The following is a 20,399-nucleotide window of genomic DNA, read 5'->3' on the forward strand; positions in this document are numbered from 1 at the left end:
CTTCTCAGCCATTTCAGGCTTTTCTCGTCGACCCGGTTGCGCAAACACGAGAAGAGGTAACGAGCCAAGCGAGCTGGACAAGCAGCGACACCAGCATCGCAACCGTAAGCACCGCGGGACGAGCATCAGGAGTTGCAACGGGCAATAGCTCTCTGGCCGCAACGCTTGACGACTTGAGCGCAAATGCCTCGCTGTCGGTGGTCGATGAGACGCTCGTGCGCATTCAGTTACTACCTGCCGAACAAGTTGCGCTTGTCGGTATGCAGCGCCCATTTCAAGCCCTAGCCGAGTATGCCAGTGGGCGCACTCAAGATGTCACAGCCGATGCCAGCTGGGCAAGCGGCAATACAGCCGTTGCAGATATCGCAAGTCCGGGCCTGACAGACGCCATATCGCAAGGTCTCGCACCGATCACCGCGACCCTTAGTGGTGTTGTTGGGAATGCAGAGCTGGGCGTACTCAACGCAACGATCGATGCGATGAGCATCACTCCTGAACAGGCGACGATCAACGTTCAAACCAGCGAAGAATATCGCGCTACGGTGCTGCTGAGCACTGGCGACACGATTGACGTCACCGATCTGGTTACCTGGAGTTCGTCGGATGGCACGGTGGCCTCGGTAAGCAATGACACAAACAGCAAAGGCCGCGCGTTTGGTATCAAAAAAGGAACAGCCTCAATTGTGGCCTCTGCCACTTTTGCATCGGTCACCATTGCGCAAACTGCTCAGCTGACTGTGGACGCCGTAGAAATCGTCTCACTTTCAATCGAGCCGGCTAATATTTCTGTGGCTGCAGGCACGACGGGCACATTGACCGCCACTGCATACTATGACGACGACTCAGCGATAGACGTGACGCGTGATGCTTTTTGGCTATCAAGCAATCCAAATTCTGCGTTTATTGAATCGACCGGCAACAATGCGGGGGCTGGTGAAGCTCAGGCGCCCGGCGATGCGAAAATTTTCGCGCGCTTTGGCGGGTTGACAGCAAGCTCGCTCGTCACGATTACCGAAGCAACTCTAGAGTCGATTCAAGTCACACCAATCACAGCAAGCATTAGTGCAGGCACGGCATTGCCATATTCGGCAACCGGCATCTATAGCGATGGAAGCCTTAGCGACTTAACAACACGCGTGAATTGGAGCTCTGCCGATCCCGCTATTGCGAGAGTGGACGCCAGCGGATTGGTGTACGGTGTTAGTCTGGGTACGACGAGTATCATTGCCTCCTACGACGGAAAGCAAAGCGCCGGCGAAGCGATCGTAACCAACGCTGTCGTCAGCGAGTTGGAAATCAGTCCGCTTCTGCATAGCATGCAAGTGGGTACGACACAGCAATACACTGCGACGGCTATCTTCTCTGACGGCCGGCGCTACGATGTAAGCGATCAAACATTTTGGCAGTCGAGCGACAGCAACATCGTCGCTATGGGCCCCTTTGGTCGAGTAAATGCGGTCAGCGCAGGCAATGCCACGATATCCGGCAAATACGAAGGGATAACCGGCAACGCACTTGCCAGAGTAACAGCCACCACACTCGAATCCTTAGCCGTCATTCCCCGTAACTTGGATTTACAAGCGGGCACGCGGCAAGAGTACAGCGCTGTCGCGTTATTTAGTGACCATATTGAGGATGTCACATCTTCTGCAAGTTGGGTAAGTTCAAATACGCAAATTGCCACCGTCAGCAATGCGGGTGGCTCTAAGGGACTAGTGACCACGCTTAGCGCAGGACAAGTCGAAATCTCTGCAAACTTTGATGGTTTATCTAGTTCGGGCGTTCTTTCGGTGTTTGAACCGAGCCTTGTTTCGCTAGACGTTACATGTGTAGATGATGTACTTCAACTAGGCAACCAAACCTTGTGCGAGGCGACGGGCACCTATTCAGACGGACACAGACAAATCATTACCAACGAGGTGCTTTGGCGCTCAAGCAATACGACCGTAGCCACCGTCGAAAATGCAGCGACTAATCGCACGCCGGGGCGCGTGACTGCGCTCGCTGTCGGTTCGAGCAACATAAGCGCTTCGATTGATGGTATTAGTGACTCCGTCACTATTTCGGTAGAAACCGCTAGCTTGGTTTCGATCGATGTTACAACATTCAAAACAACACTCATCGTTGGCGAAACAGAGCCTTTCTTTGCACTGGGCAATTACAACGATGGCTCAACCAACGATCTGAGCGAAAGTGTCGTTTGGACATCATCTAACAGCTCCGTTCTTGCCATCAGCAACGCGATTGACCGTAAAGGCGAAGCAGACGCTTTGAGTGACGGCACGGCAGTAATTACAGCAAGTCAGGATGGCGTTCTTGGCAATTCTCCCACCATAACAGTGAACCCGGAACCCCCTTCCAACAATATACGCAAGATAGACGTTCTTTGTTTAGGAGGACAATTCGGCGGGCCCATTGAGCTTGAAATTGGCGAGCAGGATCGTTGCCAAGCGATTGCAACGAACAAGGACAACACCACACAGGATGTCACAGCCCTTGCAACATGGAGCGCAGACAAGCCCTCCTTGCTGCGCGTCATCGGCTTAGATAACAACAATGAGTTTCTGCTAGTAGAGGGATTATCCAGCGGCAACACCTTACTTCGCGCAGATTACGTGAAAAGCGGTTCGATCGTCTTCAAAATACGTTGAGCAAAGGGACACAACCGGACCAAACTAAGTACGACTAAGCGCTGCTCTTAAACTTAGCGCTACTCTTAAACTTCTTCTAACCTTGGTGCACACGCTGCCAAGGTTAGAAGAAACCGCGTTCCTTGACCAACCTCGGACTCAGCGCGAATTTTCCCAGCCAAGGTATCAACAACAATGTTGTGGCAGATATGCAGCCCGAGACCACTCCCGCCTTGGCCCAGTCTGGTAGTGTAAAAAGGATCAAATATTTTGGGTAACGCAGTCTCCGGGATCCCTTTGCCGTCATCCTCCAAGGTAATTTGAACTTTATCCTCTTCTTTCATCGCGGATATTCGAATGCGCCCTTGCATACGGTCTTCGAACCCATGAATGAACGCGTTCATAATCAAATTACTTAAAACCTGTCCTAACGGACCCGGATAGCTATCAAGCGAGATTTCTGAGGCAACATCGAGCTCTATCTTGATCGCTTTTTTCTTGGTTTGTGGATGCAAGGTCAGCAGAATCTCATGAAACAGCTCATTCAGCGAAAACGTCCGCCTTTGCGAACTACTCTGATCGGTTGCCACTTGCTTAAAACTGGTGATTAGTTCCGATGCCTTTTCAAGATTACGGGAGGTAATACCTGCGGCCATGATTGCGTCATTAAGGAACTCTTTTAGGCCACTTTTGGTAACAGAACCAGTCGCAAGTTGCTGCTGAATACGTTCGGCAAAGTCTTTAAGCGTGGATGAAGCCATGGTGGCATTGCCTATCGGCGTATTTAACTCATGGGCAACACCCGCAACAAGACTACCTAATGAGGCCAATTTATCCGCCTGAACCAGCTGATCCATCGTGTCATTTAAAGCGGTGTTGGTCTTTTCTAACTCTTGATTCGACTCGATCAACCGCTTGGTGCGTTCTTCAACGCGCTCTTCAAGCATCTCATTTATTTCTCTTAACTGCTGCTCCTTTGTCTGAAGCGCGTCCTCACGGTTGGATATGGCCTGCGACATTTCAACCACATTTTCAGAGAGTTCGTTAAACTCACGAATCCTTTCTTGCACAACCTCCGTCTGGTAATTCCCTCGCGCAATGTCCTTTGCCTGCTGCGACAAAACAGCAAAACGTCTAGAGAACAAAGAAGAACGTTTTAAGGCAATCAAAAGTACCAAAACGATAATCGTCACAACAGAAATAAGCCAGTTTCTCAACTGTTGATACAAACCCGCCCATATGGAGCTTTCTTCTTCAGAAACAATGACGCTCCAGCCCAAATCGTCCATGGTCACCAGCGTGCCGAAGTATTTCTGGTTATCCCACTCGAAATCTGTGGAGTAGACTTTCTGACTGTCGGGACGGTTAAACAGGGCCAGATGCCCCAAGTTGAATTGTTGTTGGCTAAGAGAAGAGTCTGGATGCGCAATTAGCTGGTGATCAGCATCCACGAGCATCATGAGAATATCCTGCTCAGACAGCCGCTTGCTGAGTTTTGGTAAGCGATCTATGGCCAGCTCGGCGATCAAACGCTGCTCGCCCACCTCTTCAAAATAAGCAATGGAAAGACGCCCCGTCACAATCGATAAAAAAACCTGAGTCCAACCTGACGTCTTCCCCTCTGTCTGATAAACACTGGAATGCGACAAGTCCATATCCATGTATAACTGCTCTGTTTCAAGAACAATGGCATCTCTGATAGCAATACTCTTAATCGACCCCGTTGCGTCCAAAAAGTAAACAGAATCAAAATCACTCTTTTGACTGAGAAAGCCCTTAACCAACTCTCGCCTATCAATATCTTGAGCCGCCAAGCCGATCAGCAAACCCGCCTGTTCTTCTGCGGTTGCAATACGCTCAATCACTTGCTGCGTCACCAAGCTCGCAATCGATTGCTGCTCATCAATGATATTCTTGGTTAAATAGGGGAAGAGCTGCCAGGTAAAAAAAGCCATGGTGGCGCCGAGAGGAACGAGAGCCACAATGGCGAGCTGTATCAAAAGCTCGGATGCAAGTGAGCGCGTTTTCGCTGGTTTAGACACGGCTTAAATCTCGCTCACGATGAAACATAATGAGACCACATCTCTATCGACACCCTCGTTTAATCTGTTTGCACGACAAACTGACTGTTTATAATCTGTGTCACGTAAGTCTTGCTCTCCGCATCACCAAACTCATCAAACTGCACACTTCCTTGGATGGCCGGAAAAGTACCTTGCGCAAGTAATGCGTCCTTCAGGCTTTGAGAAGCCGATTTATTCTTCAAGCGATCAATGATTACGCGAGTCGCGTTATAGGCAGTTAAACCAGGAAAGCCAGGCTCATGATTAAACCGTTTGATAAAACCCTCACGAAAACGTTGGTAATCCGGATCTTTACTTTCGCGATCTAGGTATTGAGGTACAAATGCACCCTCAACAAAGCGCCCTCCGAGCTCAATCAGCCGTTCTGTACCCGCCCATTCCGAAGTACCCAACATTACGTCATCAGACTTCGATCTTATTAATTTCGCTAATAGCGCCGCGTCCACGGCATTGGTCACAAAGATCACAATATCAGGGTCGCCCGAGACGAGTTGTTCGGCTACTGGAATCAGAGCTTCTTGGTTACCGGAGGAAAAACTCAAAATAGTAACAGCAGAGCCACCCAGTTCCGTCATGCGCTGTTCAAAATCGGTAATCCAACCTTGAGAGTAGGCTTTATTGTTTAAATCGTAGATGGCGGAAAAGGTGCGAACGCTCCTTTCATTGAACAAGAACTCAGCGACTTCTCCCGCATGAACAGCTGTCGCCGCCAATACCCTGAAAAAGTGATCGTCTTTGTTGGACAAATCGTTGGTCGTCACGGTCACGCCCATCATCACAGTTTGTGCTTGCTCTGCCATCGGCGCCACTTGCACGGCCATCGAACTGGTAACAGGACCAATAATTGCGTCAACATTTTTTGCGAGCAACTCTGCAACGACTTTTTTGGCGGTTTCTGGATCTTGGCGATCATCTCGAATGAGTGTTTGAATGGGTTGTCCGTTGATCCCATCCGCTTTGTTTGCCTCCTCTACAGCGAACAACATACCGTTTCTCGCTGGCCCACCCAAATCGGAAACTTTACCCGTTAAGCCACCGACAAACCCGAGCGTAACCGGTTCTTTCTGCCCGCATCCGAACAGATGAAGACAGCCTGCAAAAATTAGGGCTACGGCCATTATTTTGGTCAGTTTCCTGTGCAACATCGTTTCATCCCAATTTGGTAGTTAACGCTAAAATGCGTGATTTAAACCGCTTGAATATTGTTCGATCCAAGGTTGGATCTGATCAGAAAAAAGCGGTTTTGCAAAAAAATAGCCTTGTGCAAAATCACATTGATTGCGCTTCAACCACTCAACCTGAAACAGCGTTTCAACGCCCTCAGCAACAATATCCAGACCTAGGGAATTACCCAGCCGGATGATGGTTTCCGGGATGCGCGTGTCACAATCAGACTCCGTAATACGGTCAATGAAACTCTTATCTATTTTCAAACTTTGAACATTCAACTTTTCTAAGTATGACAAGGACGAAAACCCTGTTCCAAAATCATCAATGCTCACTTTGATACCGAGAGAAGCGATGCTGTCTATTAACGCTTTAACTGCATTAAAGTCATGCATTGCAAACGATTCCGTGACTTCCAACTCGAGCCAGCTAGGGTCTACGCCAGCATATTCGATCGCGTTTTTGAGCATGCTGATAAATTTGGGTTGCGCAAACTGAACCACGGAGACGTTAACCGCAACGGTCAGATCTAGGCCAGAGATCTCTCTTATCTGTTTAATTTGAACCAAAGAGCGACGCAAAGCCCACTCTCCCAGGGGAACAATGAGCCCAGACACCTCGGCAATCGGAATAAACTCGATGGGTGGTACAAATTCACCTAGCGCGTTTTTCCATCGCATTAAGGCCTCAAAACCGCGGAGTTCACCTGTCGATAAATCAATTTTCGGCTGATAGACCATGAACAGATGCTCCTGATCAAACGCCTTTCTTAGGTTTTGCAGCAAGTTGACGTGACTTTCGGTTTCTTTAAGCATGTCTTGCTGAAAAGATTGATAGCTGCCTCTCAACGTCTGCTTCGCGCGTTTAAGCGCCGTATTCGCCTGAGCCAATACTTCGGTTGCCGCTTTTTGAGCATCCAGCCTAACCTGTCCCTGCGTTGCACTAAGAGAGTGCGCCGAGCCCTGAATATAAAAAGGCTCTTCGAAACTACCCGCAATTGTGTCGTGGGATAGCTCATCCATTCGCCCTAGAATCCCGAAAGTATCACCCGATACTCGAGCTACTAGCTGCTCATGATGCGCCGCTTGTAACCGGTCGGACACGTGTTGAAGTAAAATATCCCCATTCTCTGTTCCGATGGTGTCATTGATGGCGCCAAACTGATCAATATCAATAAGGATAATCTGTAGATCAGGGGTTTGGTTCTGCAAGTGACTCTCAATCGATTGAAGAAAAGACAGGCGATTAGGCACCCCTAACAATTGGTCACGATAAGCATACTCATGACGCTGCTCAAGCAAGGTCACATTATCGATACTGGCGACGATATTGGTTGAAAACAGCTCCAATAAACTCATGTCATTGGGCCGTTCATTCAACTGCTCTGCCAAATAAACAATCATTTCGACTTGGTCAGGCGTACGAAAATACAAACAGCTCAGGTTATCTTTAAAGATATGGTGTTTGCTCACCGCGGTTTCTTTAATCAATTTCACCACGTGAGGCAAGGCAATATCAGCGACCGGTTTGAGGATGTACTCCCTAAACCTCCCTGCGCCCGCTATCACCTGTAGCTCATCGTTCGACTCGTGCTCGCCGGGATACCCTTTGACGCAAACCAAGCCTTCTGCAGGTAGATTAAATAATTCCGTGAGTTGCGTAATAACGCCGTCGGCGAACTCTTTGTATCCTCGCAAGTAAAGTAGCTCTTTCGACGCCCTGATGATACTTTCAAGCCCTTTTTTGCTCAGTTGTAAAGCACGAATCTGGGAATATGAACGGATAGCAGCGGTTAATGTTGTAAACAGTTTATTGCGGGTGAGTTCAGATTTCGCCTTGTAGTCATTGATCTCATATTTGGCAATTGACTCGAGCTCAGGCGCATAGCCAGGTTGCCCTGTACGGAGAATGATACGTGTGTCCCTAATCGCCAAGTCTTCGCGCACGTATCGAACCAGCTCAAAACCTGCCTGATCATTTTCCATCACAACGTCTAAGAGAATAACGGCGTAATCCGACTTAGTAGACAAAATCTTTTTTGCCTCTTCGCTAGAATAAGCGTGATCAAACTGAAGCGGACGGCCACATAACCTTTCGCGCCCAAGCGCTAGGATGGTGGACTGATGTACATCTTGCTCATCATCGACGACGAGTATCTTCCAGCAAGATTCATCAGAAGGGCTGTCAGAGAGAGACGTCTCCTCTGCAAAAATCAGCTCGTCCATGTAAGGGAACTCCATAGATTTCTTAGGCAATTACTAGAGTCTAGTAGTGCTAAGGACAACTGTCTAAAATTCGTTCCAGATTCCCAAAGGCTATAATGGACAAGCTCTTCTGCGCTCAGTCGTCGTGTCTGATCGACACGATCTCCAGTCAAGGTTTGCTATCGCATAATATCCAACTGCGTCAGCCGGCGTTTCGGTTATCATCAAAGAAAGTATGCACGACTGAGCGCGCCTAGGAAGGCATGTTTCTGAAGCAATCAGTCAAAAAATGATACCCCGTGCACCCAAACCTCAGATTTGAACAATCGATCAAGCGCACCCATATCCCGCTCCCAGTATCCCTTTGCAACCGCATCCAGGAAAGCGAGCTCAAGGGTCTCAAAGGTATAGTGTTCTTTAAACCCAGTTTCATCAAACAACTGGTAGCGGTACTTACCCGGCGCACTCGCATCGCGTAACAATACCGCCCAATTTGATCGTTTGCGGTTTAACAGCGTCAACCCTTCATTGAGGTTTGCGACACATTCATTGTTTAGAAACCTATCGTTCGGCTTTTCTCGTTCAAATCCTTTCAGGTGTTTGCAGATACTCATGACACACCTCCAACTTCGATTCAGCCTGCTTCCGCACCGCGCATATTGATCATTCGATGCTTAAAGGAAACATAAGCATGTTTCGAGCCGTTCTTTTCTAAATGAAGAATATTCACGTGCTTTGCGCCGCTCAACACCCTGTTCGGGCCACTAATTCAGGACATTCAACGTGGAACACGGCAGCGATGTTCCGGTCTTTGATACAGCGTCATTACACAAACGTTTAGGCTGCGACTTACAAAATAGAAGACAGCTTCAAACCACATTCAAACAACACCTAAACAACACCTAAACAACAGCGCTTGATCGGCAAAGCATCACGCGAACGCCTACTGTGACTTCATTTTATGCTGCGCTAAACACGAGAAAAAATGAGTAAATTGAATGCGTGAATTGAAGATCGCCTGAAAGCTAGGACGACGAAGTGAACTTTAAGAAGGATTCAATAGAGGAGCTGAAGCTTTGCATATCAACCGGCTTGCTTAAAAAAGCATTTGCACCGGCTGCTAGATATTCTTCTTTTTCTTCTTCCCTTGCACTCGCCGTTAGCGCAACTACCCAAGGAGCTGTGTCTGATTGCGTAAATGCTCGAATCTTGCGTGTCGCTTCTAGACCGTCCATCTCTGGCATCTGCCTATCCATATAGACAATATCAAACCGTTCCTGCTCAATCATCTCCAACGCCTGACGCCCGCTTGTTGCACGCTGACATTCATAGCCCAGCTCATTCAAGATCATTGCTGCAACCTCAAGATTGATTAGTTGATCATCCACAACAAGTAACTTCAAATCTTGTCTATCACGCACTTCCGGAGCGTGTTCCAATGATTGATCTGGGACCACTTCAAGTGCTTCTGCCGTCACCTCTTGGTAGGGGATCAAGATACGGAAACTAGATCCTTTGCCCTGTTTGCTTTTAACGGAAATATTCCCTCCCATCAAGTGTACAATCTTCTCGCAAATCACAAGACCTAAACCGGTTCCGCCATACTTTCTTGTGATTGACTGGTCGGCCTGAGTAAAGGGATTGAAGATTCGTTTCAGCTCCTGTTCAGACATCCCTATACCCGTATCTTTCACCCTGAAACTCAGATATTGATCACCTAGGTAGTCTTTCAGTTCCGCCGATATCGTGATCGTTCCCCTCTCGGTAAACTTGATGGCATTCGATAGAATATTAACCAAAACTTGCTTTATTCTGACCTCATCACCTTGAAAACAATCCGGAAAGTCAGAAGCGATGTTGAGGTTTATGGAAACGTTCTTTTCGTTCGCTTGCAGATCAAAAGAATGGAGAACTGATTCTATTGTTTTGCGGGGGTCAAACACGTTTTGCTCAAGCTTCAGATTACCAGCATCAATCTTGGAGAAATCCAGAACGTCATTCACGAGTCTGAGCAAAATTTTTGAGCTATCGAGGATCTTATCAAGCTGACGCTGCTGTGAATCTGACAAATCGGATCGACCGAGAACTTCTGCCACACCAATAATGCCATTCATCGGCGTTCTTATTTCGTGGCTCATGGTCGCTAAAAACCGACTGTGCGTTTTCGCGTCAGATTCTGCTTCCAGCTTCTTATAACGAGAATGGATTACGTAAGCACCGAACCCCGATACCACAAGTCCTGTGAGGGTGATCAACAACAGACTCATATAATTCGATGGCGCGACGTGCTTCACCCCCATCACCCAACTTCCGCCCGGCAGCATAATCTCGGTGGTATCCTCAGGGGCATCAAAAATAGAGTGGTCTCCCCAAAACACTTCGCCCTCCTCCCCCAGGCCATGTCGGCCTTTTAACGCAAACCCGTACTCCTTTGGCAGTTTGTCTAGCTCAAACTCTTTAAAGAGACGCTCGGTGTCGATCAGCATCGTTGCAAAGCCCCAAAAGTCACCAGGAATTTTGGCTGGCCATGCAGCATTGGGCAATGCACGATTAAGATCAAACATCGATTGTGAACGATACACGCCCGGATCAGTAAAAATCGCCTTTCTTGCAATAATGGCGTTACCGCCCTGAAGTAAAGTCAGCGGCCCTGCAACCACCGTTGCCTTGTTAATGATGGTTTGAATAACCTGATCTCTTCGATGGTCGTCTTTCAGTAAATCATGCCCAACCGCTTTTAAATTTTTAGCCTTTTGAGAGACGTACGTCACGACACCATTCGGAGCAAGCTGCAAGCTAATGATACTGTTATTGTTCTGCTCCAACGACGTGGCGAACCGATCAAAACGATCGGAGAATTCAGCATCCACATTATTGGCATAAAGGTCTTTATTTGCGTGCACAAAGGCCTCTAGGGCTTTGAGCAAAGTGAAGTACCGATTTACGGATTGCTCGATAACGGATCGAGATCGCGCCAACTCCCGGCCTACGTTCAGCTGGTTATCGCTCGTGTTGGATTTGGCATCGTAATAGAGAATCACACCGGTCGCTAACAAGGAAATGAGCGACCAGATGATTATTAAAATAACGGCGCGATTTGCTGCCATTGATTGACCCCGCCGCAGTGACCATTGATCAAGAGCTTGGCTTGCTGCCATCCTACAGTATATCGCTAAGCTGAACGTTTCAAGAAGTGTAGTTCAATTATGAAAAAGCGTCATAAGCCTGGGAGAACAACCTCCCGCTAGGCGATGGGAAAGGCGATGGGAAAGCCGCTTTTTGACAGCTCATTGAAATAAATCTTTAAGATTTCTCCCGCATTTTACGTCTATATTCAAAACGCTGTTGAGTATGCGTTTTAACCCATGCGTCTTTTTGGATACAGGGAACGCAGAAAAACGTGCGAAGCATCGAGAGTTGTCGATTAGATTCTCGCCACAATGAATGTCGGTTCAGCATCAAGCAAAACCGATCACTTTACGTTATCTATATACAGCTTGTGTTGTGTTTCAGGGAGTTGGTGAATGAAGGTTCAGTTGTCACGGCTATCTCTCCTTAATTCTATTATTTTGTTTACGATCGCCATGATCCTAGCGTTTTCGACCATATGGGGTCTAAAAGAACTTCGCGCGCCCTATCTAGAGCTCGACAAACTGAGTACGTTGAACGAGCGCTTTGTTCTCAACGTCGTCAGGCCCATCGAAGAGTACCTGAATACCGGAGATGCAACCAAACTAACCGAAGCGACCCAAGGCATAGAGGTTAGCCTTACCTCCTCTGAGATACTCTCTGAAGCGGCAAAAGTAACGCTACAAGAAAAACTAACGGAGCTGAGCCTATTTTTAGATGGCGACTTCAGAGCTGCAGGCAAGTTATCTGGCGATCCACAGGCGCTGCTGCTTCAAAATGAACGCGAAACACGCGATGAACTCTCATTGATAACACGCTATGCCTTAGATGGCTATAACAGCGACCCCATTGCAGCAACGCGCTACATCAAACTCGCCACCAGTCTGCTTGAATATGTTCATGCACAAGCGTTAAATCGCCAAGCCTATTTTGAAACCTTCTCTCAAGCAAAGTTTGAAGAAATTCGCTCTTCGATTACCTCAGCAAAGAACGATGCCGAATCAATGCGCGCTCTTCCATTGCTTGGCGTCTTTGAAGAGGCAGAGGATGACTTTGGTTTGAGCTTGGGAGACAGCAAGGAAGAAGCCGAAGATAAGGGCGTCTCGCTAAGAGATAACATCGGTTATTTGCTTGATCGCTATATTGCAGAAATCGATCAGACCCGCGACATCATTTCAAAAGTGAGCGACAGCAGAGCTTCACTCAGAACACAGCTTTCAGAAATCAAACTCATTTTTGAACAACAAGCTGACTCGATCAGCACGCTAGCCAGCACGTCTTATGCGACCGTGCGCACAGTGCTATTCGGTACTGTCATCGCCATTGTTGTGTTTGCCTTACTGATTGATGTTGTTCAACGCAGCATTATCAAGCGCATTCGTGAATTAGTGCCGTATCTCGAAGAATATGCAGCTGGCGATTTTAGACGCCCAATCAACGTAAATGCGATGACACTGGAAGTACAATCACTCAGCGACTCATCCAACAAGTTAAGAGAAAGTCTATCCAGTTTAGTTGGAGACGTTCAAACCCGTATCGCAGCGGTCAACGACATAAGCCATTCGTTAGAACTTCTCGCTCGAGAAGTCGATAGCCGTTGTTCAGAGCAACAAAACGAGACCGGAACGATTTCGGTCTCTATTGAACAAATGAATGCGTCTTTCAACGAAGTCGCCCAAAGTGCGGCAAGCGCAGCAGAGGCCGCCTCGCTTGCAGAGAGTGCAATCGGCGAAGGTAATCAGCGCGTTCAAGGCTCTGTTTCCAAGGTGCGTGCTCTTGTCCAAGACGTTAAAAAAACAGCCGAATCGGTGAGCGCACTTCAAGCTGAATCGGAAAATATAGATTCGATCATTAATGTCATTGATGGGATCGCGGAGCAAACCAACTTACTAGCCTTAAATGCCACGATTGAGGCAGCAAGAGCCGGTGAGCAAGGGCGAGGTTTTGCGGTTGTTGCTGACGAGGTTAGGAGTCTATCCCTTCGTACTTCCGAGTCGACGAAAGAAATCAAAACAAGTATCGAGCGCTTGCAAACGATGACACGTCAGGCCGTAGAAATCATGCAAGGACATAGTGAAGTTGCCGACAACGCCGCAACTGAAACCGAAAGTGCAGGCGCACAGCTCAACGAGACGGTTTCAGAAATTACTCGCATGAAGCAGATGAACAGTCAGATTGCTGTGGCCACTGAACAACAATCCTCTGTTGCAGCCGATATCAGTAGCAATATTCAAAGAATACGGGTCATGAGCAGCGACACATCAGAGCAAGCAGCACTGACTCAATCTCAAGTTCTAGAACTACTGGACGAAGCAAACTCACTGATTGCATCTGCCAACCTCTTTGTGATCAAAGATAACGCGCCTTCTTAATGAAACGTGCTGAATGGCGTTTTGATTCAAGCTATGTTTCTAGACGCATTCTGATTAAATAACGATGGCAAAAATAGTCAGCCTCGCGTCACCATCTTCAGCATCAACAAGCAGAATCCAAGTCGGTAGTTTGAGGTATTAATGATGCAGGTATGAGTAAGACGGTCCTTAGCACAGTACCGTCACACGACTTCTTGGGACTCAGAAATGAAAAAAGGCAAACCAGTAAATTACTGATTTGCCTTTCTTTATTTGGTAGCGGGGGCCGGATCGGGTTATGAGGACGATTTTTTTGAAGGATTTAAAAGGACATAAATCTACCAAACAAAAAACATGAGATTCATACGTCATTGTTTTAATTATATTTTTAATTTTTAAAGTGTGACAATTTATAGTCAAATCCTACAGCGCACTAAATTACTAGCGAGTAGATTGTCACACTTTTATTTTCAATTAAAAACTCAAAGCCTAGCCTAACCATTCAGTCTTAGGCTCGAAACTGGACTTTCGATCTGGTCATGGCAATGCTCTCTGAATCATCAACCCCTCATCGATTGGGAAACGATTTATCCAACTAGACCGCTTGATCGAGATGCTTTACAAACACTAACGTTGGATAAGCACTTCTTTGCTCAACCTTGAGTCGTCGCTGAACCTCAAATAATTGCTTCACCTGAGATGCAGCTGAACTTTCAAAGTTGAAGGTTGGACGCTCACCTTGCATACTCCAAGGTCCAAAACCATGATCCAGACGAACTTTAGTAACAGAACCATCATCCCAAACTAGGCTAATAGTTCGATCATGAGGCAGTTCTCTTATCGAACTTAATTGAACGCTTAAATTTTCACCCATGAATTCAAACGCTTCCTCAAACACCTGCTTCTGAACGTTCGAATCAGACCACTCACCATAAAAATTATATCTACGCGATGGACTCTCTTTCAAACCCGTCCTCAAAGAGAGCGGCGGGTTTGTCCAGTCAGCGCCAAACAGTGACTTCAAACCATCAACCGCCTCTATGAACAAAAGCAGATTTAAAGGAGAGGCAACGTAACTATCTACGTAAGATACTGACTTAAGTTCGCCTTTCGCAGCTATTTTTGAATTGAGCTCCTCATGAGATTCAACCAACCGCCCCCAAAACTTGGACCCAAACTCAGAAATCCGGCCATCGCAATCGCCAGAAAATGACACTTCAACATCGCCGGCCTTCACCTCCGGCTTTAACTTCTCATATAGAGCCGTGGCAATTGGCTTTTTGTAATCCGAGAAAACACAATAACACCCATCCAACATCAGATAGCGACCGTTCGCTTTGGTCGCGTCAATATTGTCAGTTGCGAACGTACGACAGCTATGCGATGCGCACATCTGCCCAAGAATATTTGGCGATACCTTTTCATCCGCAGTGGATATTGCGACACCAAAGCGACTTAGAGCCCACAAGTCCTCTCTCTGACTTTCACTTAGCCCTGCTAAATGCTCTAACTCAAACACGAGTTCAACCTTGCTAAAAAGATCCAAGTACTTAAAACAACGTTCCTTAAGGTTCGACCCCGATACCGAACATGTATTGTCAAATGACGAAATAAATAGACGAATCGAATCGTAGTTCGGTGCAAGCCTTAATACCTCGCTGTCGAGGTTGCCTATACAGAACTGCGTTTCTTCGCCTAAAAGCTTGGCCGCTTCAGGCATTTCCAAATATGGCCAAACTAAATCCATATATTCTTTAGCTATCATGCGGTTCAGCAATGCATCATGAAAACGTGTGTCGTAACCGAGCAAACAACTTTGGCAAGCGCTGTCGCACTGATCTTTACACTCAAGATATTGCCTTGCTCTGATGAACAAATCCTTCATATGGAACGGAGCTGCGCTTGAAAACCCAGCCCCTCCACCGCAGCGATCGAAAAGAACAAGGGCGTCCACAGCACCTTCAAAGAGATTCGAATTGTCCGGGCGAACGGTGTAACCCAGTTCGTCTGCAGTGATACCATGTATATCCGCCAGAGACTGCCTAAAGACCACTGCTAGCGTCCATAAGAGTTCTTTGCCGTCACGCTGACTAAGATAACGATTTTCTTTTGGATGTTTCAAAAATAACTCAAACACATCTGTTTGATCTGCCGCACCTAAAAACAAATTTGTTTTGATTGCAAAGGATTCATCGCTACCCATACACATAGCACCATCTTCCGGGCCGGCTTTGCCTTGCAGTCTTCTGTGAGCGGAAGAAAATACATGCGGAAGATCACCATCGACAGTCATCGATTCTGCGCGACCACAACGCAAACACACTGCGTAACCGTTATCATTTTCGCCACCACTGTGATGGAAGATATGCCCTTCAGAACTGACTTTATACGAACCAAGCTTGGGCTCATATAAAGTATGCAATTCCCCTCCTGCGGTTACCCAGGGCTCCTTAACCGGAATAAAGGATTGATGCGTCACATCTGTCGATGGTTCACTATAGAAATCAACAGCAAAGCCCTTTGGCTCTATAAATTCTCGTTGGTTCTCTGCTTTTACCCTTGCACCACATTGCGTGCAATGCTCGTCGAAGTTTGGTCCATAGGTCCGATCGATTTGACCACAGCCGTTACAGCGCCATTCAATCATCAGTTTTTGAGGCTGGGCATAACCGGAATCGGGAGCATGATGATCAAGCAAAATTCCAGATGATCTATATGACTTACCATCAATCACCACATCGGAACCCGGCGCATATTCGCGTATTGCGATAGGCAGGTCTCTAGATGGCCGATCTCTCATTCGCGCAAGGTTATCGATTCGACCGGTCTTCTTCAGATATTTTCCTGATTTAAAATCATGAATAGAGTAATGATCAAACCCTACAACACCCGTTGGAAAACCGTATCCGGGCAGAAATGCATTAGATGCAAGTTCTTTTAGTAAATACTCATCTTCCATCTGGCGGAGGTCATGAGAAACCTTTCGCTTGTATGGATCTAAATCACTAATTTTTGATAAACCATCAAGCTCAATTTTTAACTTACGATGCCCCGACAGCCAACCTTTAGAAACCTTATCGATGGCGTCCAGTGCATTAGCAATGAGCACTGTTATTCCATAACCTCCGAGCACACTACCTCGCTTTATTGAACAAAGTCCGACTTCCAACTCATCAGGTGTACCTTGGGTCTCCAGTGTCTCCAGCCAAAGACGAAAATCTTCATACTTACTAGAACGGTTATCTCCCTCCACATAAAACCAACCACAATTAAGCGTAACAGCAGATTTTTCGCCCTCTGGCTTAGCGACTACGTTCAGGAAATACGCCATCAAAAGTGAATTGATATGCCTCTGCACAATAGACTGACTATTTAGAGCTATATACGGGGCGGGAATTTTTGTCTTAAAGGGCCACTGTGTATCCTTGAATACAGAGCGTTCGTGTGGATTGTCTTTACAAATGGTAAATGCAAGCGCCTGAGTTTCTCCTCTTCTTCCAGCACGGCCTGCGCGCTGGAGATAATTTGCAGGATGCGGAGGCACATTGTTCATCGCAACGACTGAAATACCGCCAATATCTACGCCCATCTCCATTGTGGTAGAGCATGAAAGGACATTGACCTTTCCTGCTTTAAACTTGGCTTCGTAGGACTGAAGAGTCGAAGCCGGCAGCTGAGCAGAATGCTCAACCGCTCGATAAAATGCCGCACCCTCAACCACTTTATCAGAAACATCCGTCCACAAGTTCTCCTTCCTTAAAGCACTCACGCGGGCGCTAGAGGCCAACCATTCCCGAGTATGCGCGAGCCGTTCTTCACGACTCGAAAACTTTGATTCGTCGACCTCATAAATATCGATTTCCACGGGTCTTGAGATGAACTCAGTTTCCCGGAAGTTATAAGGTAGATAAGGGGTAACTCCTTTCAAAGTCACGTCAAGTATCCGGTGGGTGACTGGGCATATCCACCCCTTATCCAAGGTACCAAAAGCTACTTCGGCTCTATCTAGCTGAAAGCTACTTGTGCCAACAGCCGGCTTTAATATTTTGCACTCAGATGTCAGAACGGTCCAAGCTGCCTGTAAAACTCGGTTAACGCGATCTTTAGTCACACTATCCTCTACATTTACGCCAGAGGCCGCTTCAATCATTCTTACAAGTCGGTTGTTCCGTTTTCCATATACTTGAGGCCACTTTTTCAGCCTCGCAGTAGTTTTCTCGCTGGAGTCGAACTTAAGCAAGCTTTTCGGATAAATCTTTGCCCCTATCCAATTCGTCCAATCAGACGGAAACTGCATTATGGTGTTTTCTCGAACGTAGAAGTCGAGCGCTAATTTTAAAAAACTTCGCCAATCATCTAGTTCTAAATTTAAGGCAGCCCACTCGTTAGGAACGTCTTTAACTGCCTGAAGCGAAGGGTAAACAAGACACACTAACCCCAAAGTCTCTGTACTGTTTGCTCTCTTCGGCCGCCTACCGTACTCTCGAAGCAAAAGAAGCTCGGTGAGCGTCCTCCCTCCCCCTGTATCCGGAAACAGCGCGCGGTTGAGATTACGGTAATAATCAAGAGCCCACCGTTCGATATCGGGAGATCCATGCAGTTTTTCCACCAAATCATTCCACAAAACCGGCTTTCTTTGCTCTAAAGCGGCCAACGCTGCCATGTCTTTTTCGAGTAACTCTAGGAGAGGCTTCATCCCAGATTCGGCAGGCGTCCCCAATACAGGCTCAAGCACTTTCTTATAATTCGCAATACGCTCCTCAATCTCTGCTCGCTCTGCAACACCAGCATTGCCTCTATTTTGAACAACGGCTCGATATACCATGCTTCGAACCGAATCGCGTTCCGAGTCCTGTTGAATCTTCACCGAAATACGTGCTGTTCCTTGGCGGCTATCTGTAAATGCAATTAATCGGCGACCCCGGAAGGGCTGATCATTTGGATGCTCACCTTCCTGACAAGCTTCCAGGAGTGCGGGCACGGCATTGCCAACATAAAATGGGGTTCCTAAGTAACTATGCCGAAAAGGGCTTGGTGAATACTCATACTCACAGCACGCACAAATTCCGTCTTGAGCAATCTCGTTGAGGACTATAGTATCCGGACCAGCTGACGTTCGTTTAAAATCACTCCGGTCCAAGGCTGTTAAAAACGTTAAATCATTATGACTTCTGGGGGCGAAGTAGATTTTTCTGAGTTTACCTATTACTGGCTCATCTTCCTCTCCTAAGCCATCTTCACCGCCGTCATCTCCAGAACCTTCATCGATATCAAGGCTAAACTCATCTACCGATTCCCTGTCATGCTGAAACAAATTGCCCTGATCATCTTCGCCGGCCATAAGGTGGGGTTGATTACAGTCTCGACAAAAAACTAATTCAAAAACCGGTGCACCGCATTCACAATTTTGTTTTCGTGCTACGTGAACCAAGCCAAACGGCCACCCCTCCTCTAAATCAGTACCCTGTTTACCGCGACAGTCCTTATCACTACAACACCAAAGCCCGCTCATAACTTGATGGAACACGTGACCACGAAGAGGCAAAAATGGAGTACTACCAAGCTCGGGCTTCTTCAGGTTCGGGCCGGGTGCAGTAGTAAAAGAGCAAAGATCCAACCAAGCTAAAGTCGCGGACTGGTGCTTTTCATCTCCAAATAAGCCATGAGAAAGAGAGGACAAAGTGGGAGTTAAATTCTTGGCATCAGTCAAAGCGCGCCTTATTGCCAAACTTTTAGGATGCGCTGAAAGAGCATCATATCTTTTCTTTGAAACCGCTACTCCACTGTCAATTGCTTTGATTTCTTCTAACAAAACGTCACTGGTTGGCAATTTTGGTAGGTCAGGTATGCTTCTTTTTCCGCCAACGACCAAGATTTGGTCTTCACGTATCCCAGCTAAGTCTGCCAAATATAACTGCAATTGTTTTTCGGCTTCTTTCGTACCCATCGTCGCAGACGTTGCAACAAACCTTATATCGTTGGGCTCAACGCCAAAAGAATGCATTACACGTCGTAATAACAAAGACAGCTCTGCAGCTTGTGAACCTATGTAAGTGTGCGCTTCATCCAGAATAATCCATCGCAGCTTTCCTTTGGACTTTGTGATTATTGGAGCATCGTTCTGCCTGACCAACATGTATTCCAGCATTGTCGCATTGGTCACAAGAATCGGCGACGGTGATTCTCTAAGCTGCTTTCTGGTTAAAACCTCATTTGGATACTTACCTTGCTCTTTATGCTTGTTTTCTTCTGTATTGCCGTTATACAGGCAAAACTTAACACCACCGTTATAAGCAGAAGTCCAAGCTCGAAGTCTTTCTCTTTGACTATTAATTAAGGCATTTAATGGATATAGGAATAAGGCTCTCACACCTTCGAGTGATGCACCGCTCTCCTCATACTCTCTAGCGAGGTCATTCAGCACAGGCACCATAAAACACTCGGTTTTACCGGAACCAGTTCCAGAAGTTACCACAACGGACTTTTGCTCTTCGAGCAAAGCTTTCCATGCTAACAATTGATGCTTAAAGGGATTCCAATCCTTACCAAATTTGTGATCATCGGCTTCATCCATGGCTTTGATCAATGAGGAAGCAAGTAATCCGTCATCTCCCGAAAGCTCACTCATTTTTTGACTAGCAGGCTCCCATGGGAAGGTTGCTTCAAAGACACTATCACCCAAAAAAGCAGTGCCCTTTTCTTTATTACTTAACTCTTTTACCAAGTGAGCACGCAACTTCGAATCGGTTATCCCCAATATACTCACTGTCGACTCAACCGATCGGGTTTCTATATGACTAATGAGCGGTCTGTAATAATCAGCATTCGCCAAAA

The 20,399-nt window shown here is 46.9% G+C and carries 8 protein-coding genes; 2 read left to right on the forward strand and 6 right to left on the reverse strand.

Annotated features, from left to right (window positions below):
• A partial coding sequence (locus tag A3751_RS03580; protein WP_068452182.1) for an Ig-like domain-containing protein occupies window positions 1–2,651 on the forward strand: 2,651 nt, incomplete at its 5' end.
• A 65-nt stretch (window positions 2,652–2,716) separates the two neighbouring features.
• Here the strand turns inward: A3751_RS03580 and A3751_RS03585 are convergent.
• The 5 genes from A3751_RS03585 to A3751_RS03605 all read right to left on the reverse strand — a co-directional run bounded on the left by A3751_RS03585 (window position 2,717) and on the right by A3751_RS03605 (window position 11,192).
• Window positions 2,717–4,672, reverse strand: coding sequence for a sensor histidine kinase (locus tag A3751_RS03585; RefSeq protein WP_068452185.1), 1,956 nt, complete (start codon window positions 4,670–4,672; stop codon window positions 2,717–2,719).
• A 59-nt stretch (window positions 4,673–4,731) separates the two neighbouring features.
• Complete coding sequence (locus tag A3751_RS03590) at window positions 4,732–5,859, reverse strand: ABC transporter substrate-binding protein (RefSeq protein ID WP_082863033.1); 1,128 nt, start codon at window positions 5,857–5,859, stop codon at window positions 4,732–4,734.
• A 27-nt stretch (window positions 5,860–5,886) separates the two neighbouring features.
• The gene (locus A3751_RS03595) at window positions 5,887–8,106 is read right to left on the reverse strand and encodes an EAL domain-containing protein (RefSeq protein WP_197466155.1); all 2,220 of its coding nucleotides are present in this window, start codon (window positions 8,104–8,106) and stop codon (window positions 5,887–5,889) included.
• A 257-nt stretch (window positions 8,107–8,363) separates the two neighbouring features.
• Window positions 8,364–8,699 carry a hypothetical protein gene (locus A3751_RS03600; RefSeq protein WP_068452192.1) on the reverse strand — a complete coding sequence of 112 codons (336 nt, stop codon included), beginning with the start codon at window positions 8,697–8,699 and terminating at the stop codon, window positions 8,364–8,366.
• Window positions 8,700–9,110: 411 nt separating this feature from the next.
• On the reverse strand, window positions 9,111–11,192 hold the full coding sequence (locus A3751_RS03605; RefSeq protein WP_197466156.1) for an ATP-binding protein: 2,082 nt from the start codon (window positions 11,190–11,192) through the stop codon (window positions 9,111–9,113).
• Window positions 11,193–11,669: 477 nt separating this feature from the next.
• On the opposite strand from A3751_RS03605, the gene A3751_RS03610 reads away from it, so the two are divergent.
• The gene (locus A3751_RS03610; RefSeq protein WP_197466157.1) at window positions 11,670–13,586 is read left to right on the forward strand and encodes a methyl-accepting chemotaxis protein; all 1,917 of its coding nucleotides are present in this window, start codon (window positions 11,670–11,672) and stop codon (window positions 13,584–13,586) included.
• A 574-nt stretch (window positions 13,587–14,160) separates the two neighbouring features.
• Here the strand turns inward: A3751_RS03610 and A3751_RS03615 are convergent.
• A complete protein-coding gene (locus tag A3751_RS03615) occupies window positions 14,161–20,397 on the reverse strand; it encodes a DEAD/DEAH box helicase (protein WP_068452201.1) in 6,237 nt (2,078 codons plus the stop codon).
• Window positions 20,398–20,399: the final 2 nt, after the last annotated feature.

This window comes from Oleiphilus sp. HI0080, assembly GCF_001635135.1.